The 23,861-nt window shown below is 65.2% G+C and carries 20 protein-coding genes and 1 tRNA gene; 11 read left to right on the top strand and 10 right to left on the bottom strand.

The genetic code is table 11. The features are described from left to right. Positions 1–3: 3 nt before the first annotated feature. The 3 genes from ACZ1J6_RS10855 to ACZ1J6_RS10845 are packed head-to-tail and all read right to left on the bottom strand — an operon-like array spanning position 4 to position 6,832. Positions 4–213, bottom strand: coding sequence for a hypothetical protein (locus tag ACZ1J6_RS10855; RefSeq protein ID WP_314468913.1), 210 nt, complete (start codon positions 211–213; stop codon positions 4–6). Beyond that, positions 213–4,481 carry a translocation/assembly module TamB domain-containing protein gene (locus tag ACZ1J6_RS10850; RefSeq protein ID WP_465128087.1) on the bottom strand — a complete coding sequence of 1,423 codons (4,269 nt, stop codon included), beginning with the start codon at positions 4,479–4,481 and terminating at the stop codon, positions 213–215. The genes ACZ1J6_RS10855 and ACZ1J6_RS10850 overlap by 1 nt, the downstream gene beginning before the upstream one ends. Then, the gene (locus tag ACZ1J6_RS10845) at positions 4,481–6,832 is read right to left on the bottom strand and encodes an autotransporter assembly complex protein TamA (protein WP_431566623.1); all 2,352 of its coding nucleotides are present in this window, start codon (positions 6,830–6,832) and stop codon (positions 4,481–4,483) included. Before ACZ1J6_RS10845 ends, ACZ1J6_RS10850 begins: the two co-directional genes overlap by 1 nt. Before the next feature lie 107 nt (positions 6,833–6,939). On the opposite strand from ACZ1J6_RS10845, the gene ACZ1J6_RS10840 reads away from it, so the two are divergent. The 5 genes from ACZ1J6_RS10840 to ribH all read left to right on the top strand — a co-directional run bounded on the left by ACZ1J6_RS10840 (position 6,940) and on the right by ribH (position 11,763). Next, entirely contained in the window at positions 6,940–8,019 is a 1,080-nt protein-coding gene (locus ACZ1J6_RS10840; RefSeq protein ID WP_431566622.1) for a YihY/virulence factor BrkB family protein, read from the top strand. A 199-nt stretch (positions 8,020–8,218) separates the two neighbouring features. Beyond that, complete coding sequence (locus ACZ1J6_RS10835) at positions 8,219–9,061, top strand: coniferyl-alcohol dehydrogenase (protein ID WP_132262634.1); 843 nt, start codon at positions 8,219–8,221, stop codon at positions 9,059–9,061. Between the two features lie 112 nt (positions 9,062–9,173). After that, entirely contained in the window at positions 9,174–9,977 is an 804-nt protein-coding gene (locus ACZ1J6_RS10830) for a crotonase/enoyl-CoA hydratase family protein (RefSeq protein ID WP_132262632.1), read from the top strand. Positions 9,978–10,034: 57 nt separating this feature from the next. Then, positions 10,035–11,342 carry a 3,4-dihydroxy-2-butanone-4-phosphate synthase gene (gene ribB, locus ACZ1J6_RS10825; RefSeq protein WP_132262630.1) on the top strand — a complete coding sequence of 436 codons (1,308 nt, stop codon included), beginning with the start codon at positions 10,035–10,037 and terminating at the stop codon, positions 11,340–11,342. 1 nt (position 11,343) lies between these two features. After that, positions 11,344–11,763, top strand: coding sequence for a 6,7-dimethyl-8-ribityllumazine synthase (gene ribH / locus ACZ1J6_RS10820; RefSeq protein ID WP_132262629.1), 420 nt, complete (start codon positions 11,344–11,346; stop codon positions 11,761–11,763). A 66-nt stretch (positions 11,764–11,829) separates the two neighbouring features. On the opposite strand, the gene ACZ1J6_RS10815 is transcribed toward ribH, so the two are convergent. The 4 genes from ACZ1J6_RS10815 to grxC all read right to left on the bottom strand — a co-directional run bounded on the left by ACZ1J6_RS10815 (position 11,830) and on the right by grxC (position 13,578). Continuing rightward, positions 11,830–11,906: transfer RNA gene (locus ACZ1J6_RS10815), tRNA-Arg, on the bottom strand. Between the two features lie 57 nt (positions 11,907–11,963). Then, positions 11,964–12,473 (bottom strand): DUF1178 family protein, encoded by a 510-nt coding sequence (locus ACZ1J6_RS10810; RefSeq protein WP_431566621.1) that lies wholly within the window; start codon positions 12,471–12,473, stop codon positions 11,964–11,966. 5 nt (positions 12,474–12,478) lie between these two features. Then, positions 12,479–13,306 carry a carbon-nitrogen hydrolase family protein gene (locus ACZ1J6_RS10805; protein WP_431566620.1) on the bottom strand — a complete coding sequence of 276 codons (828 nt, stop codon included), beginning with the start codon at positions 13,304–13,306 and terminating at the stop codon, positions 12,479–12,481. A 5-nt stretch (positions 13,307–13,311) separates the two neighbouring features. Continuing rightward, positions 13,312–13,578, bottom strand: coding sequence for a glutaredoxin 3 (gene grxC, locus ACZ1J6_RS10800; protein ID WP_431566619.1), 267 nt, complete (start codon positions 13,576–13,578; stop codon positions 13,312–13,314). Positions 13,579–13,788: 210 nt separating this feature from the next. Between grxC and ACZ1J6_RS10795 the strand changes: the two genes are divergently transcribed. Both ACZ1J6_RS10795 and ACZ1J6_RS10790 read left to right on the top strand, forming a co-directional pair. Then, positions 13,789–14,259, top strand: coding sequence for an Hsp20 family protein (locus ACZ1J6_RS10795; protein ID WP_132262622.1), 471 nt, complete (start codon positions 13,789–13,791; stop codon positions 14,257–14,259). A 162-nt stretch (positions 14,260–14,421) separates the two neighbouring features. Continuing rightward, positions 14,422–15,357: an AEC family transporter gene (locus tag ACZ1J6_RS10790; RefSeq protein WP_431566618.1), complete on the top strand. Its 936-nt coding sequence runs from the start codon at positions 14,422–14,424 to the stop codon at positions 15,355–15,357. 112 nt (positions 15,358–15,469) lie between these two features. On the opposite strand, the gene ACZ1J6_RS10785 is transcribed toward ACZ1J6_RS10790, so the two are convergent. The 3 genes from ACZ1J6_RS10785 to tpiA form a co-directional block, all read right to left on the bottom strand. Further along, positions 15,470–17,098, bottom strand: coding sequence for a CTP synthase (locus ACZ1J6_RS10785; RefSeq protein ID WP_132262618.1), 1,629 nt, complete (start codon positions 17,096–17,098; stop codon positions 15,470–15,472). A gap of 151 nt (positions 17,099–17,249) precedes the next feature. Beyond that, positions 17,250–17,672, bottom strand: coding sequence for a preprotein translocase subunit SecG (gene secG / locus ACZ1J6_RS10780; protein WP_132264079.1), 423 nt, complete (start codon positions 17,670–17,672; stop codon positions 17,250–17,252). Between the two features lie 152 nt (positions 17,673–17,824). After that, positions 17,825–18,583, bottom strand: coding sequence for a triose-phosphate isomerase (gene tpiA / locus ACZ1J6_RS10775; RefSeq protein WP_132262616.1), 759 nt, complete (start codon positions 18,581–18,583; stop codon positions 17,825–17,827). A 303-nt stretch (positions 18,584–18,886) separates the two neighbouring features. Here tpiA and ACZ1J6_RS10770 point away from each other — a divergent pair, with 303 nt between their 5' ends. From ACZ1J6_RS10770 to ACZ1J6_RS10755, 4 genes are all read left to right on the top strand, one after another. Beyond that, positions 18,887–20,854 (top strand): peptidylprolyl isomerase, encoded by a 1,968-nt coding sequence (locus ACZ1J6_RS10770; RefSeq protein WP_431566617.1) that lies wholly within the window; start codon positions 18,887–18,889, stop codon positions 20,852–20,854. Between the two features lie 25 nt (positions 20,855–20,879). Continuing rightward, positions 20,880–22,391, top strand: a complete 1,512-nt coding sequence (gene trpE / locus ACZ1J6_RS10765; protein WP_431566633.1) for an anthranilate synthase component I — start codon at positions 20,880–20,882, stop codon at positions 22,389–22,391. A gap of 85 nt (positions 22,392–22,476) precedes the next feature. Then, positions 22,477–23,265, top strand: a complete 789-nt coding sequence (locus ACZ1J6_RS10760) for a phosphodiester glycosidase family protein (protein WP_132262612.1) — start codon at positions 22,477–22,479, stop codon at positions 23,263–23,265. Next, a complete protein-coding gene (locus ACZ1J6_RS10755; protein ID WP_431566616.1) occupies positions 23,262–23,858 on the top strand; it encodes an anthranilate synthase component II in 597 nt (198 codons plus the stop codon). The genes ACZ1J6_RS10760 and ACZ1J6_RS10755 overlap by 4 nt, the downstream gene beginning before the upstream one ends. The last annotated feature ends 3 nt before the right edge of the window (positions 23,859–23,861 follow it).

The following is a 23,861-nucleotide window of genomic DNA, read 5'->3' as shown; positions in this document are numbered from 1 at the left end:
TTTCTAGCGGGCCTCTGGATTGCCTGACGCTTGCGTGCCTGCCTGAAGACCGCCGGCCTGCGACGTTGCCGAGGCGGAGATCTGGGCATCGATCTCCTTGGCACGCTGGCTGACTTTCTCGCTGGCAGCGTCGTAGCGTTCCTCGAAGCTCGGCTCCTTGTGGCAGGCAGCAAGCATCGCCAGACCTGCCACTGCGATCACACCTCGCCGCATCAGTAATCCTTCTTAATGCGGATATTGAGGCTGTTGACGCCCGAACCGCCGGCCTGGCTCAGGACAGACAACCACTTCGTCACGCTGACCTCGAGCTGGGTGGCGGTGAAGCCGCGCGCGTCGGTAATCAGCTCGACGTAGATATCGTCGGTCAGATACTGGCCTGCCGCAAGCGCAGTACCGCGTCCACTGGCCTCATCGGGGCTCAGGATGCGCAGGCGGTCGATGCCTGCGGCCGAACGCAGCTTGCCGAGCGGGTTGATGCCGCCGCCGGTGGCCCGCAGCGAGTTGAGCGACGATGCCAGTTGCACCGCCTGGATCGCCGACAGGTTCTCGATGGAACTGCCGAAGAGGATGCGCGAGAGCACTTCGTCCTGCGGCAGCGCCGGAACCGAGCTGAACTCGATCTGCGGATTGTAGGCCCGGCCGCTGACGGTGACCGTGACTTCCACATCCTCGATCGATTCAGTGGCCGTGATGGCCACGGTGGGATCGATCGTCTGGCCGCCGTTGAACGAGATCAGGCCGTCGGACAGTTCGAAGGACTTGCCGGCGAAGCCCAGGGTGCCTCGCACCAGCTTGACCTCACCGGCCATGCTGGGCGCGGAACTCGTGCCACTCAGGCGGAAATCGGCGCTCCATTCGGATTCCAGGCCCATTCCCGAGACATAAAGCTTTTCCGGAGCCCGCAGACGCAAGTCCAGCCTGACGGAGGAGAAGGCGCTGCTGATCTGCGCCGCCTGCTCGTCGCCCGAGACGCGGGTCGGTCCGGAGCGAGGCTTGAAGCGCACGCCGGTGAGATGCGGCACGTCGACCGCGCCCTGGCGGACGATCTCGTAGCGCGTTTCCGGCAGGCGCAAGTCGCCCGTCAGCAGTGCCGTTTCGCCTGCCCGCTTGGTCAGGTTGAGAGTGCCGGTGGCGCTGGCCGAAAGCGAATCGCTGCGGGCTAGCCGCGCGCCGTTCAGCTTCACGTTGAGATCCATCGGATAGCCCGCGTCCGAGGCGAGGCTGAGGCGGCCGTTGGCGCTCACCGTGCCGCTGCCGGCATTGGCGTTCAGCGAGGTCAGTTCGAACGAGTTGCCGCTGAATTTGCCGTCCAGCGTCATGTTGGTGAGGCGGGTGCCGAAGGCCTGATATTCATAGGTCAGGTCCTTGCCCTTGACGAGACCGGTGATGCACGGGTCCGAGACGCGGCAGGAAAAGTCCGCCGCCAGCCCGACCGATCCGGTGAGGGTCTGCCCCGGCTGTCCGGCGAAGGAAAACAGCGTGTCGGCCGGTCCGTTATAGCGGATGCCGCCGCCCAGTGGCGCCTGCAGCAGACGCGTGGTCCAGGCGCCCTCGCCCGGAGGCAGCGGGCGCAAGCTGGCGACCAGGCGGCCGATCACGCTGCCCTGCTTCCGGAACACCGCGCGGGCCTCGCCGCCATCGGGCAGCAGCTTGCCGACGAAATTGATGTCGACCGGCTGGCTCACCGTGCTGGAACTGGTGCGGGTGAAGTTCACCAGGCTCATGCGGGCATCGGCGCGCGGGAAGGCCGTGGAACTGGCCTGCTCGAAATCGAAACTGCCGCTGGCCTTGCCGCCCAAGCCGTAGCCGGGAACGAAGGCGTTCACGAGGGCGACGTCGACATTTTCGAGCCGGCTCTGGATCTTCATGCCGGCGCCGTAAGTGCCGGCGATCTTGGCCGTACCCGATCCGAAGGCAATGGTGGTGGGCAGAAGCTCGTAGCCGCCGTCCTTGGGCACGATCCGCGCCGGGGACTGCGTGTTGAGCTGGAGCCCGCGCACACGCCCCTGCAAGGCCACACGCCAGAGTTCCGGCGTGAGATCGGCATTGAGGGCGACACGGAACGGCACGCCGCTCACGCCTTCGACCAGGCCCTTGGCCTTGCCGCGTCCATCGCGGTAATCGACCAGGACGCGCGCGGCGGCGATGTCCACGGCGCCGAACGAAGTACCTGCCAATTGTGCGTCCGCGACGACGCTGGGCTTGTCGTAGAGCACCGCGCGGCCGTCGACGATGGCCGAACCGATCGTGAGGTTTGCCGGTCCGGGGAAGACCGCGTCCTTGGCGCGCAAGTTGAAATCGACGGCCTGGTACTTGCCCTCGGCATCGAGCTGCAAGGCACCGCCAATGCCGTTGCCGGTCGCGGTCAACTGGCCTGCGAAGGGCCCGGCCTTGGTCTGGACCATCCGGCCGGCGAAGGCGACACCGGACAGATCTGCGCTGTTGATGTCTACCGACAGCTGCGAGCCCATGCCGAGCGATACGTCCGCCTTGAGCGGGCCGTAATCGGTATCGCCGGTCATGTCGAAGCGGTAGCCGCCGCGAATGCCGGTGATGCGGGCATCGAGGTTCGCCAGACCGATGCCGAGGCCCGGCCGCTCGGCCGTGACATGAGCGTCGGGGTTGGCGATGGTGCCGGTCACGCGCACGCCGATGGCGCCGTAGCGACTGGAACTGCCGCGCGCTGCAAGGGAAATACGGCCATTGGGCGACCAGCTCCCCTGCCCGCCGCTGACCTTCAACTCAGGGGCATTCAACTGCAGCGAGGAGAAGCGCACGACGCCGTCCGGTCCATAGTGGACCCGCGACGAGGCCGCGAAATTGCCGCCCAGATACGTCTGCAGACTGTCGTTCAGCAATTTGGTGGACCGGGCACGCACGGTGCCATCGAGCGCGAAGCCGCTGCCCTCGCTCTTGAGGTCCATATTGGTGCGAATGTTGAAGATGCCGACGCTATCGAGCCGGTAATTGTCGATCTTTCCGTCGATCGCGCCGGTATAGAAGCCCTTGCTGACATCCGCGACGAGGATCAGACCCGCATCGATGCGATCCGAGCGCAGCCGCATATTGTCGGAAAGGACACGGGCGCCGTCGATGGCGAGGTCTCCGTCCAACCTGACATTGGCAAGCTGCCCGCCGGCCACGGTGTCGAGGCCGGTGATCCGCTGCACGCGCGCGGAGACGGGAATGAGGATCTTGTCCGCATCGACCCGCGCCGCGCCGCTGGCGGTAAGGCGTTCGAGGCCCATGTCGTTCATCACCACGCGCGCGGCATTGATGCGATAGGCGACCTTGGGCGTCGTGAAGGCACCGTCCAGTGCCAGCGAAGCGGTCAGGCCCGCACCGCTGAGATTGGGCGCGATGGCCGCCGGCTTCAACAGGGCGAAATCGAGCTTGAGGTCTTCGAAACTGTTGGACGAAAGATCGACGATGCCGTTCGGCGCCAGCGTGAACGCATCGCTCCAGACGCGCCCGGTCACTTTCGCCCGTCGCTGGTCGAGCGCGGCGGTTATGTCGAGATTGGTGATCGGGCCCAACAGGCTGGCGGTCGGTCCGGTTACGAGCCGGGCCACGCGGGTCGGGCCCTTGATCGTGAAGGTGCCGCCGCGCGCGGTGAGGTCGAGATTGGCCAGGTCGCCGCCGCCGAGATCGGCGTCCAGCTTGCCGTTCCAGGCTTTCCAGTCGCCCTTGCCGCCCAGCTTCAGGCGAAGCGGCTGCTTGAGGCCGCCCAGCGCGGCGATGACACCGCCGGTCGGCGCATCCAGATCGACATCGATGGCCAACCGGTTTTTCGCCGGTACCGCGTCGAGCATCAGGTTGAAGCGGTCTCCGCCCTGCTTGCCCTCGATGGCGATCGTGCCGCCTTTCGCCGTGACTTGCGCGCGGCCGTCGGAAATGTGGGCCTTGCCGTCGATGGTGACGATGCGGCGATTGCCGGAAACGGGCGGTTCGGCAATGAACCGGTCGATGCGCAGCTGCCCGATATCGATGTCGATATCAGGCAAGAGCGGCGCGTTGCTTGGCGGGGTGGGTTTGAATTTCGGCGCCCGGCGCAGGACCATGCGCTGCGCGGTGGCGCTGCGCACGTCGACGTGATTGCTGAGATAGGCGAAGGGCCGCCAATCGACGTCGATTTCCGGCGAGAACAGGAACTCGCCTTGCGGGTCGCTCACCGAAAGGTCATGCAAAGTCATTCGCCGGTATAGCGAACCCTCGATGCGGCCGACCTTGATCCGCATGCCGTTCTCGAACTGCAGTCCGGCGATCTGCTCGGCCACGAAGCGGTGGCCCGGGCCGGTGTCGATACCGAAGATGACGGCCGCGACCAGCACGACCGTGCCGAGGACGAGGCCGACGACCGTCTTCAGGGCGCGAATACGCACCCGCCGCCATAGCGAAGGCCTGGGAGAAGCCTCTGGCGTGCCGGTCTCTGCCGTGTTTTCCGGTTCGTCGGCCGGGATCATGGTGTCATTGTCCGACATCAGAATGCCTGTCCGATCGAAACATAGAGATTGAAGCGAGACTCACCGGGCTGGCGGTTGATCGGCGTGGCGACGTCGAGACGCACCGGACCGAAATTGGTGTAGAAGCGTCCGCCGATGCCCACGCCGTAGCGCAAGTTGTTGAATTGCGGCATCGTCTCGCGATAGGCCTGGCCGGCGTCCACGAATGCGACGACGCCGTAATTGCCGAAGCGATAGCGCGCCTCGACCGAGCCTTCGTTAAGGCTGCGGCCGCCCACGGCCGTACCGTCCGGCGCCTGTTCGCCCAGCGCCTGATAGGCATAGCCGCGCACCGAACCACCGCCGCCCGCATAAAGACGGCGGGACGGCGCGATGTCGAACAGGCCGGCCCCTTGGATGGTGCCGAAGCGTACGCGCCCGGCCAGCACGAGGCTGTCCATCACCGGATAATAGGCCGAAGCATCGACACGCGCGCGAACGTAAGGATCGAAGCCGTTGCGAACGGTGGCTTCGGGCTGGATCAGCGTGGTCAGGCGATAGCCCTTGGTCGGATCGAGCAGGCTGTCGGTCTGATCGAGGCCGATCTGGCCATTGACGCCCGCCACATAATACAGCTTGCGGTCGCGGTCGCCCGTGGCGGGGTTGTAGTCGGTTTCCGCCGTGGCCAGGAACTCGACACCGAAGGCATAAGTATACTTCTTTTGCCAGATCGGCGTCGAATCCCGCGCGACACGGGCGGCAATGCGGCCGGTGTAGGCGCTGTAGGCGTCGTAATCGTTATGAAACGCCTCGGCCACGAGTTCGAAGGTCCGGTCGCGCTTGCCCGCGTTGGAACGGCGGAAGGTGACGCCGGCGCCCTGCTGCCGCGTACCGGCGATGACCTTGCCGATCAGCGCGCCTTCCGGGGGGAACATGTTGCGGTGAGTCCAGGTCGCCTGGGCAGTGACGCCCTCGCCCGTGGCATAGCCTACCGAGCCTGCAATCGTGCGCGGCGGCCCGGCCGTCTGCTGGACGTGGAGCGTGACATATTCAGTATCGTCAGGCGCGGCGTCGCCGGTCTTGCGCGGCTCCACCGAGACGGTCGAGAACAGGCTCGTCGCCACCAGGGCCTTGCGCAAGTCGTCCACCTTGCGGCTGTCGTAAAGTTCGCCGCGCTTGAAGCGGGCGAGCACGCCAATGTGCTGGGCATCGAAAGCCTGCTTTCCGGCCGTCGTGAAACCGCCGAAGCGGCCCCGCGGCCCGACATCCACCGGCAGGGTATAGACACCCTCGGCGGTATCCTGGTCGAGCAGGATGTCGCGATCGCCCACTTTGGCGAAGGCATAGCCGTTCTCAGGCAAGGCCAGTGCGACTTGCGCCTCGGCGCCCTGCACCCGCTCGGCGACGATCGGTTCGCCCACCTTGAGCGACAAGTTCTTGGCGATGAGATCGCTGGGCACGGTGGGATCGGCCTTCACGACGATGTCCGAGAAGGAATAGCGCTTGCCGGGCACCACTTTGAGCACGGCGACCAGCGGCGGACCGTCCGTGCCGTCCGGCGTCCGTTCGACACGGGTGGTGACGATCGGGGAGTACCAGCCCTCGGAGGAGAGCACCGTCTGCATCAGCGTGGCGTCTTCGGTCAGGCGCGCATTGACCATGGCCAGGTTCGCAGCCTTGCCATCGCCCTTCTTGAGCGCCGAATGCGAGCGGAATTCGCTGCGCATGTCGGTCTCGGTATCGCCGTCCGCATCGTCCAGACCGTCGATCCGGGTCTGGTAGGCAACCTCGACTTCCTTGTTGTCGTCCTTCTTCTCGGCGAATTGGACCGGCGTCACTTCGAACTGGTCGATCGGCGGCAGCGGTGCGTTCAGTTCCGCATCGCGGACCGGAGCATCGCCGATTTCCTCGTTGACATCGCCATCCGAAAGCGCGGGGTCACCCAAAGGCGCGGCCTGGCCTTCCTGCGGCTTGGCATCGGTCTGGTCGGACGCCATGCGACGCTCGAAGGCTTCGATCGATTCAAGCGGCTTGTCGAGTTCGGGATCGTCCTGCGAATCGAGCTTCGGGATCGCCTGGTTGAATTCGTCATCGGGGATGACCGGCTTCACCTCGGGCAAGGCGACATTGGCCGGCGGAGGCGGGATGACGAGCTTGCCGGCCTGCACCTGATCGTCGTCCGGCACCGAGGCCGTCTCGGCAGAGGCCCCTTTCTCGGCAGAGGACTGGGCCTCCGTACGCGACGTGGTCTGGGCGGATGGGCGCCCCCCCTCGTCCTGCGCGCGTGCCGGAGCGACCGACAGCGCCAGAAGAACGGAAATCGTGGCAAGTCCCGCACCGTCGCGCAGCGAAAGGGAACAAGCCGGCTTTTGATCGTTTAGCCAAGGCATGAGCAGCGCGATGTAACACCCCCTGTCGAGAATGGGCAACAGGCCCCCTCGTGGAATACCCTATCGCATTGCAACAGCGAAAGTTCCCTGCCGCAAGTGGGTAAGCAATGAAATCTGACGAAGGAACATCGACGTCAACCGTCAAGGACGAGATGTCGACACAGTCCGCGCCGAAACCGCTCGGAACCGACGCAAATGCCCCCTGGCAGATTCCGGGCAGGGCCTGGTGGAAGATCCTCAAGCGCGTCTACGTGATGAGCGGCTTCCATGAGCTTGGCCTGCTTTCCGCCGGGCTGGCATTCTACTGCTTCCTGGCATTGACGCCCCTGATCGGTGCGACGGTGATGATCTACGGCCTGTTCGGCAACGTGGAGACAGTGCATGCCCAGATGCAGAGCATCGTCGAGGTGGTCCCGCCGGAAGTGGCGCGCATGCTGGAGCAGCAGCTCGTGCAGATCGTCACCACCAGTCGCGGGGTGACCGGGTTTGCGCTGCTGATCGCGCTCTTCTTCGCGATATTCGGCGGCATGCGTGCGGCCAACGGGATGATCAGCGCGCTTAACATCATCAATGAGGAGCGCGAGACCCGTGGCACCGTCTCGCTGACACTGCGGGCCGTGGGCCTCACGGTTTCCGCCGTGCTCATCGCCTTGACCGGCGTGCTGTCGGGCGGTGTGTTTGCCTGGCTGCAGACCCAGACCAGCGTTTTCCTGGGCGACGCCACGGCCATCCTGTTCAAGTGGCTGACGTGGATCGCTGCCGTGGCGCTGGGCAGCGGCGGCTTTGCGCTGATCATGCGCTATGGTCCGGACCGCAGCCCGGCGAAGTGGCGCTGGCTGGCGCCCGGCTCGCTGCTGGCAACTCTGCTATGGATCGCCGTCTCGTTCGGGTTCTCCCTCTATGTGGCCTATATCAGCGACTACAACGCGACGTATGGTTCGCTGTCGGCCATCGTCGTCTTCCTCATGTGGCTCTATCTGTCCGCTTACGGCGTATTGCTTGGCGCACTCGTGAATGCCGAGATCGAGCGGCAGACCTACTGCGATACCACCACGGGGCCCTCCCTGCCCGCCGGCGAGCGCGGGGCTGTGCTGGCAGACGTAATCGACAACCGCGTCCCTTCTGCCTCCGAACTCGATCGTCACAAGCGCCGCAAGGCCGAGCAGGTTCGCGGCCAGGTCGACTAGTCGAGGCACCTTCCCCTCCGGCCGCCCATCATGGCCCATCGCCGGTGCGTCATCGTGCCGGCGATCAGCCCTTCAGGCAGTTGATGACGGCGCCTTTCTCGGACTAGCTACAGCCCGATATCGCGCGGCAAGAAGCGCAAGGCTTCGTCACCCGGACTCCGTCCGCAGCAGTGGCCCGCAGGAGAGGAAGGACAGCGAGATGACCAAGGTTCAAGGGCAAGACGTTCTCGGATACCAGGGCAAGCGCGTGATCGTCAGCGGCTGCTTCTCGGGCATGGGCGAAGCGACGGCACGGATGCTGGTGGATCTCGGCGCCGAAGTGCACGGGTTCGACTTCAAGGAAAGCGCCGTTCCCATGGCCTCGTTCACCCAGATCGACTTGCGCGATCCCGCGACGATCGAAGCGGCGGTGAACGGCGTCGGCGGCAAAGTCGACGCCTTGTTCAACTGCGCCGGCCTTCCGGGCGGCGGCGGCTTTCCCGCACTCGACGTGATGAAGGTCAATTTCCTCGGCACCCGCCATCTTACCGATAAAGTCGTGCCGCTGATGGGCGAAGGCGGGGCCATCGTCTCGATCGCGTCGACCGGTGGCCTCGGCTGGAGCCGCCGCATCCCCGTGCACATGCAGCTTCTGGCAACGCAGGGCTTCGATGCGGGTCTCGCCTGGTGCGACGCCAATCTCGACCAGGTGGCCGAAGGTTACGCCTTCTCGAAGGAAGCGGTGATTGTCTGGACCCAGTTCATGGGCGCCCAGCTCATCAAGAAGGGCATCCGCATCAACTGCTCGCTTCCCTCGCCCACGCAGACGCCGATGATGGCGACCTTCCATGCCACCTCGGGCAAGGATGTGGTGGACGCGGCCGCAGAGCCGCTGGGCCGCTACACCACGCCCGAAGAACAGGCCGGTCCCCTCGTGCTGGTCAATTCGAAGCTGGCGGGCGTCGTCAACGGCATCGTCATGCCCGTGGACGGCGGGTTCATGGGCGGCCTGGTCACCGGTCAGGTGGACATCTCCAGGATGATGAGCAAGCAGCCCGCCTGACGCGGACCTATTTGGGCATTACCGAAAAAGGGGCGGGACGTCGCGGCGTCCGGCCCCTTTTCCCTATGCGTCAACCTGCTAAGGCATGCGCAGACGGAGAAGGATAGAGCGCATGGAAGAAGCGGTACTGTACGACATCGACGGCGAAGGCATCGTCACGCTCACGCTGAACCGGCCGGACATGCGCAATCCCATTTCGGATCCCGAAGTGATCGAAGGTCTGCTCGCGGCGCTCGAAAGGCTGGACAGCGATCCGGCCGCCCGGGTGGCGATCCTGACCGGCGCCGGGAAGGGCTTTTCCTCAGGGGGCAACATCAATGAGATGAAGCCGGGCGGCAACGTCAACGGCGGCATGCCGATCCGCACCCGCCTCAACTACAAGCGCGGAATTCAGCGCCTACCCCTCGCCTTTTCCAAGCTGGAAGTGCCGGTGATCGCCGCCGTCAACGGCGCAGCGGCCGGCGCGGGCTGCGATCTCACCTGCATGTGCGACCTTCGCATCGCCGGGGAGAGCGCGCGCTTTGCCGAAAGTTTCGTAAAAATCGGCTTGATCGCAGGCGATGGTGGTTCCTGGCTGCTTCCCCGCGTGGTCGGATGGTCGAAAGCCGCAGAAATGGCGCTCACCGGCGACATGATCGACGCTGCCGAGGCCCTCGCCTGCGGGCTGGTCTCCAAAGTGGTGCCCGACCATCTCCTCATGGACGAAGCGCGCGCCCTCGCCCGGCGTATCGCCGCCAATCCGCCTCACGCGGTGCGCATGACCAAGCGCCTGCTGTGGGAAGGCCGTCGCAGCGATCTGGCGACGCTGCTGGAAATGGCTGCCGCCATGCAGTCCGCCGCCCATGCGACGGACGATCACATCGAAGCGGTCGAAGCGTTCCTGGAAAAGCGCAAGCCGGTGTTCAAAGGGTCTTGAATTTCGATGTGATCGGTTCATATGGAAATCACATTGAAATGTGAGAATGGATTTCCAATGGCTGGTAATGTGATCGAACAGGTCCGCAGGCTCGTGAACGAGGGCGGCATGAGCAGGGCCGGCCTCGCCCGCGCCGCCGGGCTTCACGCCAATACCCTGCGTGATTGCACCGAGCCTGACTGGAATCCCACCGCCGACACGCTGACGAAGCTCGAACGCTTCCTCCTTTCGAACGACGACCGTCCGGTCCTCGTGCCGATCGAGGAAATCATCGACGAAGCGCGCAATGGCCGCATGTTCATCCTGGTCGACGACGAGGACCGCGAAAACGAGGGTGACCTCGTGATCCCGGCGCAGATGGCGACACCGCAGGCGATCAACTTCATGGCGACCCATGGCCGCGGATTGATCTGCCTGACGCTCACCAGCCAGCGCGTCGAGGAACTCGGCCTAGACCTGATGAGCCAGCACAACGGCACGCGTCACGAGACGGCATTCACGATCTCCATCGAAGCGCGCGAAGGCGTGACCACGGGCATTTCGGCAGGCGACCGCGCGCGCACCATTTCAGTCGCGATCGACGGCACCAAGACCAAGGCCGATATCGTCACCCCCGGCCACGTCTTCCCGCTGCGTGCCCGTGACGGCGGCGTGCTCGTCCGCACCGGCCACACCGAGGCCGCAGTCGACATCTCCCGCCTTGCCGGCCTCAATCCTTCGGGCGTGATCTGCGAGATCATGAAGGATGACGGCACCATGGCGCGCATGGACGACCTCATCGGTTTCGCGCGCATTCATGACCTGAAGATCGGCACGATCCGCGATCTCATCGCCTATCGCCGCAAGCACGATCGCATGGTCGAGAAGAAGAACGAGATCACGTTCCAAAGCCGCTATGGCGGCCAGTGGCTGGCTCGCAGCTACTTCAACAAGGCCACCGGCGAAGAGACCATGGCGCTGATCAAGGGGCGTATCGACCCCGCCAAGCCTACGCTCGTGCGGATGCACACGCTGTCGATGTTCGTGGACGTGCTGGGCGAGGATTCCAGCGACCGCGGCGCCCTGCTGCACCGCTCGATGGAAATGATCGCCGAAGAGGGCTCCGGGGTGATCGTCGTCATCAATCGCCAGATGACCGGTGCGATCTCGCGCGTCATGGATATCAAGCATCAGTTCCGCGCCGGCGAAAACCCGGACCTTGAGGAACTGCGCGATTATGGAGTAGGCGCCCAGATCCTGGCCGAACTCGGCATCCACGATATGATCCTGCTGACCAATACCCATCACTCGCTCGTCGCATTGGAAGGCTATGGCCTGAACATCGCCGGCGAACGCCCCATCCCCGCCTCCGAAGGAGCGAACTGACATGGCCCGCTTTCTCATCGTCGAAGCCCGCTTCTACGACCACCTGAACGACAAGCTGATCGCCGGCGCCAAGGCCGCCCTGAAGGCCGCCGGCCACCAGGCCGAAGTCATCACCGTGCCCGGCGCGCTGGAAATCCCGGCCGCCATCTCGCTGGCAGATGCCACCGGCGACTATGACGGCTATGTCGCGATCGGCGTCGTCATTCGCGGCGAGACGTATCACTTCGAAATCGTCGCCGGCGAATCCGCACGCGGTATCATGGCGCTGACGATGGACGGCATTCCGATCGGCAACGGCATCCTGACCGTCGAGAATGAGGAACAGGCACTCGTCCGCGCCGAACCGGGCCAGAAGGACAAGGGCGGCGAAGCGGCCAAGGCTGCCGTGGCGCTCTACGACCTCAAGGAAAAGTTCGCCTGATCTTTCGGATGTGACATTCCGTCAGCCGAAATAAAAATGCCCGCGATAAACGCGGGCATTTTTTGTTGGTGCGCCCGACGGGATTCGAACCCATGGCCCCCAGATTAGGAATCTGGTGCTCTATCCGGCTGAGCTACGGGCGCACTCGAGCGCGTCCTAGCTTGCAGTGCCGAACTTGGCAATCTGTTGAATGGGACGATTCAATTGGCCTGTTCGGGCGGCAACACCGGGAACGGCAGGGCGGCAACGGCGATGCCTTCCTCCATGAGTTCCTTGGCCTGCTCCACGCTCGCACGGCCATGGATCGATTCGCTGTCGCGCTCGCCATAATGCATGGCGCGGGCGTCCTCGACGAAGCTGTCACCGACGAAACGGCTCGATTTCAAGGCCTCGGCCTGCATGATCGCCAGCTTGTGCAAGGCCTCGACGGCCTGAGGTGGCAATTCCAGCGCCTGAGGCACCGGGGCTCCGCCCGCAGGTGGCGCCGGCACGGCCACGGTCGAAGCAGGCGCCCGCGCCGGCTCGGCCCGCTGATTGCCCTTCCGGCCAAGGTGCGGCGCCTGGACGGCCTTGCCCACTTCGGCCGAGCCGCAATGAGGACAGGCGACCAGCCCATGCTCCTGCTGGCGCGCAAAATCTTCCGAGGATTTGAACCAGCCCTCGAAACGGTGGTGCGCGGAACGGCATTCGAGATCAAAGACGATGGGCATGCGGCCTATTTGGCGATCTCGCGGCGGTTGGCAAGGCTCGGCAGCTGTCCGCGGACTTCCGCGATCCGCGCGGGATCGATATCGACGAAACCCAGGCCGGCCATGTCACCGCCAAGGTCCAGCAGAACGTCTCCCCAGGGATCCACCGCCAGCGAATGGCCATAAGTTTCGCGGTCGTCCTCATGATGGCCGACTTGCGCGGCGCTCAGCACGAAAGCGCTGGCTTCCACGGCGCGGGCGCGCTGCATGAGATGCCAGTGGGCGCGGCCCGTTGGCACCGTGAAGGCCGCAGGAATCGCCACGAGGTCGCAGCGTTCGCGGCCAAGCGCTTCGAACAGCGCGGGAAAGCGCACATCGTAGCAGATCGCCAGACCAAGCCGGCCAAGCGGCGTTTCCACCGTCACTACCCGCTCGCCGGGCGCATAGGCGTTTGATTCGCGCCAGGATTCGCCGGTCGCAAGATCCACGTCGAACATGTGGATCTTGTCGTACCGCGCGCGGACTTCGCCGCTGTCGTCGATCACGAAAGCGCGATTGGCATAACGCCGTTCCGGTGCATCGCGGTCAGGACGCACGGCCAGGGAGCCGAGATGAACCCAGATCCCTTCGCGCGCAGCCGCCTCGCGCGCCGCGGCCAGAACGAGATCATCGGCCTCGCCGACGATGTTCGCCGCCGCCCTCTCCCGCTTGCGATCGAGCAGGCCGGACATCTCGGGCGTGAACAGCATCGCCGCACCCCCCGCCTTCGCCTCGCGAATGGCGGAAACGATGGCGGCAGCGTTGGCCTCGGGATCGATCCCCGAAGTCATCTGGAACAGCGCAGCGCGGCCCATGGCGGTCAGCAGAGACCAAGGACGGGGTCGAGCTTACCCGCCCGGTTCAAGGCGTCGATATCGTCGAACCCGCCATAAGGCTTGCCGTCCACCAGCACTTGCGGAACGGTTCGGGCACCCGGCGCGCGTTCGAGCATTTCGTCGCGCTTGGGCCCGCCCATCGTAATATCGTATTCCTCATAGGGAACGCCCTTATCGTCCAGCAGCGACTTGGCCATGACGCAGTAGGGGCAGCCCCACTTGGTATAGATTTCCACCTTCGGCTGGCTCATCGAATTCTTCCTTTTCGTCTCTTGGCGACCGGGCCGCTGCACCTGGGCAAGCCCACGTTCCGAAGGCCGCCGGACGGGGCCTTGAAACAGGGGGCGGCTACCATATCTAGGAATTCAAGTCATGGCCCGCCAAGGGCATGGCTTGAAAACGGGGCGCCGGGAGGTCCGGGCCCCGACGAAACGAAGATTGCTCATTGGAGGATTTTTGTCATGAACCGTATCGATTTCTCGCCCTATCGCCGTACCATGGTCGGCTTCGACCGCCTGTTCGACATGATCGAAAACCAGGGCCGCGCGAACCCGGGCGACAAGTACCCCCCCTTCAACATCGAACGCCGCGGCCCGGATGCCTATCGCATCACCCTGGCCGTCGCAGGTTTCAAGCCGGCGGACATCGATATCACCGCACAGGCCAACCTGCTGGTCGTCAAGGGCCACAAGCCCGATGAGGCGGCGGACAGCGAAATGCTGCATGTCGGCATCGCCCAGCGCGGTTTTGAGCGCCGGTTCGAGCTGGCCGACTACGTTCGCGTCGACGGCGCGGACCTTGCCGACGGTCTGCTGGTCATCGACCTCCTGCGCGAAGTGCCGGAAGCGATGAAGCCCAAGAAGATCGCCATCGGCGGCCATACGCTGACCGTGGTGGACGGCAGTGCGGGCGACGATTCCGCCGCCGCCTGAACAGTTCGATAATTCGCAGATCGGGGCGGCCTGGGATATCCGGGCCGCCCTTTTTGATGGCCGATTGCAACCCTCGCATCGCTCCCGGGAAAAAGAGCGATGGACAGCACCGACCCAGCACCTAAGCCGCAGACTTTGCTGAGTTGAAGGCTGCCGCGCTCCATGATCTCTATCCTGTTGATCGTCCTGCCGATCTTCGCGCTGACTTTCGTGGGCTGGCTGGCGCGGCGGGTGGGCATCTTCAGCCCCCAGTCGACGACCGAACTGAACCGTTTCGTCGTCTATCTCGCGCTCCCGGCGCTCCTGTTCGACATTGTCGCCAAGGCGCAAGTGGCGGACATCTGGCAGCCGGGCTTCCTTGCCGTTTTCGGGCTGAGCACGTTTTTCTTCTTCGCCGCGACGGTGGCCGTCAGCCGGGTGACCGGAGCGCCGATCGGCAACGCCGCGATCCACGGCCTGAATGGCGCCTACTCGAACACGGCCTTCCTCGGCTTCCCCCTTCTGTTGGCGACCCTTGGCCCCGGTTCGCAGGCGCTGACCCTGATCGCCACGATCAACACCGTCTGCGTACTGTTCGCCGTCGCCATCGTGCTGATCGAGTTCGGCAACCAGTCGGGCGGCCGCCCTCTGACGATCCTCCTGCGCGTCCTCCAGGCCCTGTTTCGCAACCCCCTGGTCCTGGCCCCGCTGCTGGGTGCGGCGGTAATGGCCAGCGGCATCGGCGTCGCAGCGCCCCTCGACGCCTTCCTCAAACTGCTGGGATCGGCCGCCAGCCCATGCGCGCTCGTGTGCCTCGGCATGTTCCTGGCGGAACCGCGCGAAACGGAAGCCGGGGGAAGCGGAAACACCGCCCTGCTCGTGGCGCTCAAGCTTTTCCTCTATCCGGCCCTGACGCTGGTTCTGGCTCTCTGGGTGTTCCCGCTCACCAAGCCGCTTCGCGACGCCGCCGTGCTCCTGGCCGCCCTGCCGACCGGCACGGGGCCGTTCATGCTCGCGGAGTTCCATCGCCGCGAAGGCGCGCTGACGGCCAAGGTCATTCTCGTTTCCACCGTGCTGTCGGTCGGCACGATCACCGTGCTGCTCTCGGTGCTCGCCTGACGCAGGAGGCAGGAGGCCGGAGCAGCCACCGCCGTTCCGCGCGAGAACCCGCGCAAACGAAAAGAGGCGGCCTCCTGCGAGACCGCCTCTTAATTTCAACCCTGCCCGAAGATCAGACCAGTCGCGCCTGGCGCAAGGCCGCGGCGATGAAGCCTGCGAACAGCGGATGCGGCTCGAACGGCCGGGACTTGTATTCCGGATGGAACTGCACGCCCACGAAGAACGGGTGGTCCGGCCGCTCGACGATCTCGGGCAGCAGGCCGTCGGGCGACATGCCGGAGAAGATCAGGCCATCGCCTTCCAGCGTCTCGCGATACTGGGCATTGACCTCGTAACGGTGACGATGGCGCTCCGAAATCTCGGTGGCGTTGTAGATCGAGGCAACGTGGCTGTTCGGCGAAAGCTCGGCCTTGTAGGCGCCAAGGCGCATCGTGCCGCCAAGGTCGCCGCCTTCTGCGCGCTTTTCCAGGCCGTCTTTGCCCATCCACTCAGTGATGATGCCGACGACGGGATCTTCGGTCGGTCCGAACTCGGTCGAGTTGGCCTTCTCGACACCCGCGGAACGGGCGCCTTCGATACAGGCCATCTGCATGCCGAGGCAGATGCCGAAGAAGGGAACTTCGCGCTCGCGGGCGAAGCGCACCGATGCGATCTTGCCCTCGGTGCCGCGCTCGCCGAAGCCGCCCGGTACCAGGATGCCGTGCATCGGTTCGAGCGCTGCGGCGATCTCCGAATCTTCCTTCTCGAAGATTTCCGCATCGATCCAGTTGACGTTGACCTTCACGCGGTTGGCCATGCCGCCGTGAACGAGCGCTTCGTTCAGCGACTTGTAGGCGTCCTGCAGACCGACGTACTTGCCAACGACGCCGATGGTCACTTCACCCTCGGGGTGCTCGAAGCGGTCGGTGATGTCGTTCCAGCGCGACAGATCCGGCGCTTCCGACGCCATGCCGAAGTGATGGAGCACTTCGGCGTCGAGACCCTCGTGGTGGTACTGGAGCGGGACCGCGTAGATGTTCGGCGCGTCGAGCGCGGGGATCACCGCCTGCGGACGGACGTTGCAGAACAGCGCGATCTTGCGGCGCTCGCTCTCGGGCAGCTCCCGGTCGCAGCGGCACAGCAGGATGTCGGGCTGGATGCCGAGACCGGTCAGTTCGCGCACGGAGTGCTGCGTCGGCTTGGTCTTCAACTCGCCGGCGGCCGCGATGTAGGGCACCAGCGTGACGTGGACGAAGCAGGTCTGCTCGCGGCCCAGTTCGTTGCGCAGCTGGCGCAGCGCCTCGACGAAGGGCAGGCCCTCGATATCGCCGACCGTGCCGCCGATCTCGCAGAGAACGAAGTCGAGATCCTCGGTCTCCGTCATCGCGAAGTCCTTGATCGCGTCCGTGACGTGCGGGATCACCTGGACGGTGGCGCCAAGATAGTCGCCGCGGCGCTCCTTGGCGATGATGTCCTGGTAGATACGACCCGAGGTGATGTTGTCAGCCTGGCGCGCCGAAACGCCGGTGTAGCGTTCGTAGTGGCCCAGATCGAGGTCCGTCTCCGCACCATCGTCGGTTACGTAGACTTCGCCGTGCTGATACGGGCTCATCGTGCCCGGATCGACGTTCAGATAGGGATCGAACTTGCGGATGCGGACGCGATAACCGCGTGCCTGCAAGAGAGCCGCGAGGCTCGCCGCCATGAGACCTTTGCCGAGCGAGGAGACCACGCCGCCGGTGATAAAAATATGCCGCGCCATGGGAGTCGGCCCTTAAATTGCATGGGGGCACGAGCGCAAGAGCGCTGTGCCTGAATCCACAGTTCAAAACGAATGAAATGCCGCCTGCCAGAGCCAGACGGCATTCCTGTTACGATGATGCGCCGGGGTGAACCCTGCTGATCGGACCGTTTTACTGGCCGGCAGCACCCGAAAGCGGATCATTGGCCGGTGCGGTTCCAGCAGGCGCAGTCCCGGCAGGAGCAGGGCTGGCGCCGTTTGCCGGAGCGGCAGCCGGGGCAGCTGCGCCGGCGAGCGGATCGGCCGGCTGCGCGGGCGCGGCCGGAGCCGTCTCGCGCTGAAGCGAAGTATCGATGTCACGGCCAGTGGTCTCGTTGACCGCCAGTGCCGCCAGCACGATCGAAAGGATCACGAAGATCGCCGCAAGAATGCCGGTTGCACGGGTCATGAAGTTGGCCGCACCGCGCGCCGACATGATGCCCGAAGGGCTACCGCCGCCGACACCGAGACCGCCGCCTTCCGACTTCTGCATCAGGATGATCCCGACGAGCAGGAGCGCGACAATCGCCTGGACAACGGTCAGGAAGGTGAACAGCATCTTGCGTTTTTCTCAGTCTTCTGTGGGGACGCTTCCAGCGGAAGCCGTGCCCTCGTCTCAAGCCGCGCAGATAGGCGCTCGCGGCCTTCTGTGCAAGTCATCAGCCGAACCGTCGCCACAAAGCGCGCGATCCGGCCGAAATCGGAAAGTCAGTCGTTGCCCAGCGAGGCTGCGGCACCGACGATCGCCAGGAAGCTCTCGGCGCTCAGGCTGGCACCGCCGACCAGCGCTCCGCCCACGTCGGGCACGGAGAGCAGTTCGCCGGCGTTCTCCGCCTTTACCGAGCCGCCGTAGAGAATGCGCACGTCCGCCCCGCCCTCGCCGTAGATGGCAACGAGCTTGGCGCGGATCGCCGCGTGCATGGCGGCCACGTCCTCGATCGAGGGCACGCGTCCGGTGCCGATCGCCCAGACCGGCTCGTAGGCCAGCGAGAGCTTCTCGGGCAGGCCGTCAATGGCCGGAGCCGAGCCCTCGATCTGCGCGGCGACCACGGATTCGGCATCGCCTGCATCGCGCTGGGCTTCGGTTTCGCCCACGCAGAGAATCACCGCGAGGCCCGCGGCGAGCGCCGCCTCGGCCTTGGCCTTCACGTCGCCATCGCGCTCACCGTGAAGCGTGCGGCGCTCCGAGTGACCGACGATCGTGAAGTCCGCGCCTGCATCCTTGAGCATGGGGGCCGAGATATCGCCGGTGAAGGCACCGCTGTCTTCCGCGCGGCAATCCTGCCCGCCGACACCGATCAGTTCGACGGCATCGCGGACGCGGTAGAGCAACGTCGCCGGCGGTGCGACCGCCACCTGCACCTTCGGAAAGCGTGCGGCAGCCCGGTCGATCGCGCGCGCCTCATTGAGCATCGCACGCGTGCCGTTCATTTTCCAGTTACCGACGATGTAAGGCAGACCAGCCATGTTATTGGGAAACCTTGATTTCAGAGCGCGCAGAGTGCCCGGAAGGCCCGCTGGGAGCGGGAATCACAAGCCGCGCTTTCGGGGCGCTGCTAGTGCACGGAGGGCTCACTTGTCAAAATCCGCGCATTCCCGGTTCAGTCGCAACCGCAGATGGAAGCCACGATTTCCCGAGTCGCGAGCGCCTTATCGAACGTCGCCATTGCAGGATGACACAAGCCACCCTAAAGCCTGCCCCGTTTCGCGCAGTGGCAAGGCCATCGCGCTCCGATTGAACCCAAATTTACACGCTGATCGGCACGGTACATGCTCTCACTCTTCCGAAACCTCCTGAAGTCCAAGATCGGTGCCGGCATTGCCCTGGCGGTGCTGGTGCTCATCACGCTGGCCTTCGTCGGCGGCGACCTGACCGGCCTGGGCGATTCCACCGGGATCACCGCGGGCAAGTCCGTCGCCACTGTCGGCAAGGACGAGGTCGAGGAGAACGAACTGGGCCTGGCCGCCAAGTCCGCGCTTTCGCGGGTGCAGGCCCAGGATCCGACGATGACCATGAAGGTCCTCATCGCCCAGGGCGGCCTGGAGCAGGTTCTCGACGAACTGATCGATCGCACCGCGACCGCGTTCTTCGGCAAGAAGATCGGCGTCGTCGCCGGTGACCGCCTGATCGACAGCGAGATCGCCCGCATTCCCGCGTTCCAGGGCGTGGACGGCAAGTTCGACCAGGCAACCTTCCGCCAGCTTCTCGGCCAGCAGGGTCTTTCGGAAAAGTCGCTTCGCGAAGACATCGCACAGGGCCTGATCGCGCAGCAGCTCATGCTCCCCGCCCAGTTCGGCACCTCGATGTCGACGTTCGCGGCCAAGCGCTATGCGGCCCTGCTCGACGAGAACCGCGCCGGTTCGGTCGTCGCCCTTCCCTCGCAGCTGTTCTTCCCTGCGAAAGAGCCGAACGACGCCGATCTCCAGGCCTTCTACAAGAGCCACACCAACGCCTTCATCCGTCCCGAACGCCGCGTGATCCGCTATGCCACCTTCGGCGAGGACGCGGTCAAGGCGATCCCCGCTCCCACGGACGCGGATATCGCCAAGCGGTACCAGGCGGACAAGTCGATCTACGCCGCGCAGGACAATCGCAAGATCACCCAGTTGATCGTTCCGACCGAAGCCGCGGCCAAGGCCGTCGCCGCCGAAGTCGCGAGCGGCAAGACGCTCGAAGCCGCTGCCCAGGAAAAGGGCCTTTCCGCCGCCAAGCTCGAATTCTTCAGCAAGGACCAGCTCTCCAGCCAGTTCTCGCCGGCCGTTGCCGACGCCGTGTTTGCAGCCCCTGTCGGCAAGCTCACGGCGCCGCAGAAGAGCGCTCTCGGCTGGCACCTGATCCGCGTCGAGGACGAGCAGAAGAAGCCTGAGCGCCCCCTCGCCGCCGTCAAGGACGAGATCGCCGCCAAGCTGAGCGCCGAAAAGAAGCAGGCTGCTTTCACTGACCTGCTCGCCAAGATCGAGGACGAATTCGCCAATGGCGCCAGCCTCGTCGAAGTCGCCAAGTCGCTTGGCGCCACTGTCGAGACGACGGCACCGGTCACCGCAAACGGCCAGATCTACGGCAAGCCCGGTGAAACCGCGCCTGCCCTGCTGCAGCCGGTGCTGAAGACCGCCTTCGGCATGGACCAGGAAAAGCCGCAGACCGCGCAAGTTGGCAAGGACGGCAACCAGGTCGCGGCCGAGCGCAACTTCATCGTCTACGACGTCACCGACATCACGCCTTCCGCGCCGGCTCCCTACAAGGAGATCGTCGGCGACGTGAAGGCCGCCTGGGCGCTCGACAAGGGCGGGGCTGCTGCCAAGGCCGCCGCGCTCCAGATCCAGACGCAGATCCGCCAGGGCAAGACCGTCGAACAGGCCGTTGCCGCTGCAGGCAAGCAGTTGCCCGTCGAGCAGGTCTCGATGTCGCGCGCCACGCTGACTGCAGCGCTGCGCTCGGGCCGCCAGGTGCCGCCGCCGGTCTCGCTGATGTTCCACATGGCCAAGGGCACCGTGAAGGTGCAGTCGGCCGGACAGGATCGCGGCTGGTTCGTCGTCGTCCTCAAGGACGTCGTGCCCGGCAAGGTCGAATCGCCCCAGCTCGTCGAAGGCACCCAGCGCGAGCTGGGCGGCCAGATGGGCCAGGCCTATACCGACGCGCTCGGCAAGGCGATCCGCAAGGAAGTGGGCGTGACCAAGCACGACAAGGCCATCAAGGCCGTGCGCGACCAGCTCGCCGGCACCGCCAGCGCCGAATAAGGCCAATCAGATGAAGACCGGGGTCATGGAACGCGAATCGGATCGCCTTGCGGCATTGGCGCAGCTCTCCAAGGGCAAGCCGGCACTGCTCTGGCGCAAGCTCGTGGCCGATACCGAAACCCCGGTCGCCGTCGCGCTCAAGCTCTTCGAGGAAGGCCGCGGCGACTTTCTGCTCGAATCGGTCGAAGGCGGCGAGACGCGCGGGCGCTACAGCCTGATCGGCCTCGATCCCGACTTGGTGTTCCGCGCCGAAGGCCAGGGCTGCGAGATCAACCGCGACTGGCAGGACGACCGCGAAGCTTTCGCGCCGCTGGCCGGCGAGACGCTGGTGGAGCTGCGTGCGCTGGTCGAAAGCTGCCGCTTCGACGTTCCTGCCGCGCTTCCGCCCGCCCTCGCCTGCCTTGTCGGCTATTTCGGCTACGAGACCATCGGCCTTGTCGAAAAGCTGCCGCGCGCGCCGCAAAGCGCGCTCGCCTTACCCGACATGCTGTTCGTGCGCCCTTCGCTGATACTGGTGTTCGACCGCCTGAGCGACGAACTCTTCTGCGTCGCCCCGCTCTGGCCGGAAGCCGGCACGCCGGAGCGCCTGGTCGAACTGGCCGCCGAGCGCATCGACGAAGCCTTGCGCAAACTGGCCGCACCCGCCCCGGTCCTCCCCAGCGCGAGCGATCTTCCCGAGCCCGTCCAGACCCCGGTCATGTCCGCGTCCGACTACGAAGCCATGGTTCTCAAGGCCAAGGACTACATCGAGGCGGGCGACATCTTCCAGGTCGTGCTGGCGCAGCGTTTCACCTGCGAATTCACCCTGCCTCCGCTGGCGCTCTACCGCTCGCTGCGCCGCGTGAACCCGTCGCCCTTCCTCTATTTCCTCGACATGCCCGGCTTCGCGCTGATCGGCTCGAGCCCGGAAATCCTCGTCCGCGTCCGCGAGGGCGAAGTGACGATCCGTCCCATCGCCGGCACCCGTCCGCGCGGCAAGACGGCCTCGGAAGACAAGGCCAACGAAGTCAGCCTGCTTGCCGATCCCAAGGAAAGGGCCGAGCACCTTATGCTGCTCGACCTCGGCCGCAACGATGTCGGCCGCGTGGCGGCTGCCGGCACCGTCGAAGTGACCGACAGCTACACGATCGAACGCTACAGCCACGTCATGCACATCGTCTCGAACGTGGTGGGCAAGCTCGACACGGCCAGGCACGATGCCATCGACGCCGTCTTCGCAGGCTTCCCGGCAGGCACCGTTTCCGGGGCGCCCAAGGTTCGCGCCTGCGAGGTCATCGCCGAGCTGGAGCCGGAAACGCGCGGCGCCTATGCCGGCGGCGTCGGCTATTTTGCCCCGGACGGTTCGGTCGATTCCTGCATCGTGCTGCGCACCGGCGTGCTGAAAGACGGCATCCTTCACGTTCAGGCCGGCGCCGGCATCGTTGCCGACAGCGTCCCCGCCTACGAGCAGCGCGAGTGCGAGGCCAAGTCCGGCGCGCTCTTTGCCGCGGCCCGCGAAGCGGTTCGCGTCGCCGGTGAACCGGGCTTCGGGCAGTGAGCGGCGTAGAGGCCTTCCCGATCCCGGGGTTTCGGAACCTGGGTCTCCGGAACTTCGGCCTCAAGTCCGGGGCAGCAGCCTGCCGATGGTGACGCGCGCCGGCAGCATTGCCGCCTTCGCGCTCCTCGTCGCCGCCTGCTCATCCGACGCCGCCCCCGAGCGCAAGGTTTCCCCACCGCCTCCGTCCTGTGAAGGCGCGACGTTCGAAGGCGCGAGCTTCACGCATTGCCTGGCCGATCCTGCGCGCCATTCGATCCACATGGTGCTCGGCCCCAAGGGCGCTGCGCCCTATCGCAGCCTGTCGGAACTGGCGGCTAGCCGCCCCTCCGGCCGGCACGCGGTGGCCTTCGCGATGAACGGCGGCATGTTCGACGACAAGGGACAGCCCATCGGTTATTACGTCGAAGAGGGCGAGCGGGGCCACAAGCTCAACACCAACGCGGGCTGGGGCAATTTCCACCTCCAGCCCAACGGCGTGTTTTACGGCGACGCGAAAGGACAATGGGCGATCCGGGCCACGGACGATTTCGCCAGGAGCGTCTCCAACCGGCCCGACTTCGGCACGCAGTCGGGACCGATGCTGGTGATCGGCGGCAAGCTTCACCCCAAGATCGACGCGGACGGCGAATCGAGGAAGCTGCGCAATGCCGTGGGCGTCGACCGGAAAGGCCGCGCGCATTTCGTGATTTCGGATGAACCGGTGTCCTTCGGCAAGCTCGCCCGGCTGTTCCGCGACAAACTCGATTGCCCCAATGCGCTGTTTCTCGACGGCAGCGTATCCTCGCTCTGGGACCCCGAGCACGGGCGCGTGGACGGCGGACCTCCGCTCGGCCCCTTGATCGTCGTCGAGAAAGCGACGAAAGGCGTTAAATGATCCTCGTCATCGACAACTACGACAGCTTCACCTGGAACCTCGTCCATTACGTGATGGAACTTGGCGCCGAAGTCGAAGTCGTCCGTAACGACGCGCTCTCCGCCGCGCAGGCCATCGACAGCGGCGCTCAGGGTTTCTTGCTGTCGCCTGGCCCCTGCACGCCCAACGAGGCAGGCATCAGCCTCGACCTCGTCGGCGCGGCTGCCGATGCCGGAAAGCCCTTGCTCGGCGTCTGTCTGGGCCACCAGTCAATCGGCCAGTACTTCGGCGGCAAAGTGGTTCGCGGCGGGCTGATGCATGGCAAGACCTCGCCGGTGACTCATGACGATACCGGCATTTTCGCAGGCATTACCTCACCTTTCACGGCGACCCGCTATCACTCGCTGATCGTCGAGGACATTCCCGAGGCGCTCAAGGTCAACGCCCGCTCGGACGATGGCCATGTCATGGGCTTCCGCCATGCCGATCTGCCCATCCATGGCGTGCAGTTCCATCCGGAAAGCATCGCCACCGAGCATGGCCATGCGATGCTGGCCAATTACCTGAGGCTCTGCGGCATCGACGCCCGGCTGCCCGCACGGATCGCGGCGTGACCT

The sequence above is a fragment of the Novosphingobium sp. BL-S-21 genome (genome assembly GCF_055521655.1).
Note: the sequence above shows the minus strand (reverse complement) of the source record. Positions and strands in the feature narration are given on the sequence as shown.

What these genes read in the sequence shown, in the direction of transcription:
- ACZ1J6_RS10790 (WP_431566618.1), top strand. Translation starts at nt 14,422, where the DNA reads ATGATCTCTATCCTGTTGATCGTCCTGCCGATCTTCGCGCTGACTTTC.
- grxC (WP_431566619.1), bottom strand. Translation starts at nt 13,578, where the DNA reads ATGAGCCAGCCGAAGGTGGAAATCTATACCAAGTGGGGCTGCCCCTAC.
- ACZ1J6_RS10795 (WP_132262622.1), top strand. Translation starts at nt 13,789, where the DNA reads ATGAACCGTATCGATTTCTCGCCCTATCGCCGTACCATGGTCGGCTTC.
- ACZ1J6_RS10785 (WP_132262618.1), bottom strand. Translation starts at nt 17,098, where the DNA reads ATGGCGCGGCATATTTTTATCACCGGCGGCGTGGTCTCCTCGCTCGGC.
- ACZ1J6_RS10850 (WP_465128087.1), bottom strand. Translation starts at nt 4,481, where the DNA reads ATGTCGGACAATGACACCATGATCCCGGCCGACGAACCGGAAAACACG.
- ACZ1J6_RS10835 (WP_132262634.1), top strand. Translation starts at nt 8,219, where the DNA reads ATGACCAAGGTTCAAGGGCAAGACGTTCTCGGATACCAGGGCAAGCGC.
- ACZ1J6_RS10810 (WP_431566621.1), bottom strand. Translation starts at nt 12,473, where the DNA reads ATGCCCATCGTCTTTGATCTCGAATGCCGTTCCGCGCACCACCGTTTC.
- ACZ1J6_RS10770 (WP_431566617.1), top strand. Translation starts at nt 18,887, where the DNA reads ATGCTCTCACTCTTCCGAAACCTCCTGAAGTCCAAGATCGGTGCCGGC.
- ACZ1J6_RS10845 (WP_431566623.1), bottom strand. Translation starts at nt 6,832, where the DNA reads ATGCCTTGGCTAAACGATCAAAAGCCGGCTTGTTCCCTTTCGCTGCGC.
- ACZ1J6_RS10855 (WP_314468913.1), bottom strand. Translation starts at nt 213, where the DNA reads ATGCGGCGAGGTGTGATCGCAGTGGCAGGTCTGGCGATGCTTGCTGCC.
- ACZ1J6_RS10760 (WP_132262612.1), top strand. Translation starts at nt 22,477, where the DNA reads ATGGTGACGCGCGCCGGCAGCATTGCCGCCTTCGCGCTCCTCGTCGCC.
- ACZ1J6_RS10805 (WP_431566620.1), bottom strand. Translation starts at nt 13,306, where the DNA reads ATGGGCCGCGCTGCGCTGTTCCAGATGACTTCGGGGATCGATCCCGAG.
- ACZ1J6_RS10830 (WP_132262632.1), top strand. Translation starts at nt 9,174, where the DNA reads ATGGAAGAAGCGGTACTGTACGACATCGACGGCGAAGGCATCGTCACG.
- tpiA (WP_132262616.1), bottom strand. Translation starts at nt 18,583, where the DNA reads ATGGCTGGTCTGCCTTACATCGTCGGTAACTGGAAAATGAACGGCACG.
- trpE (WP_431566633.1), top strand. Translation starts at nt 20,880, where the DNA reads ATGGAACGCGAATCGGATCGCCTTGCGGCATTGGCGCAGCTCTCCAAG.
- ACZ1J6_RS10840 (WP_431566622.1), top strand. Translation starts at nt 6,940, where the DNA reads ATGAAATCTGACGAAGGAACATCGACGTCAACCGTCAAGGACGAGATG.
- ACZ1J6_RS10755 (WP_431566616.1), top strand. Translation starts at nt 23,262, where the DNA reads ATGATCCTCGTCATCGACAACTACGACAGCTTCACCTGGAACCTCGTC.
- ribH (WP_132262629.1), top strand. Translation starts at nt 11,344, where the DNA reads ATGGCCCGCTTTCTCATCGTCGAAGCCCGCTTCTACGACCACCTGAAC.
- ribB (WP_132262630.1), top strand. Translation starts at nt 10,035, where the DNA reads ATGGCTGGTAATGTGATCGAACAGGTCCGCAGGCTCGTGAACGAGGGC.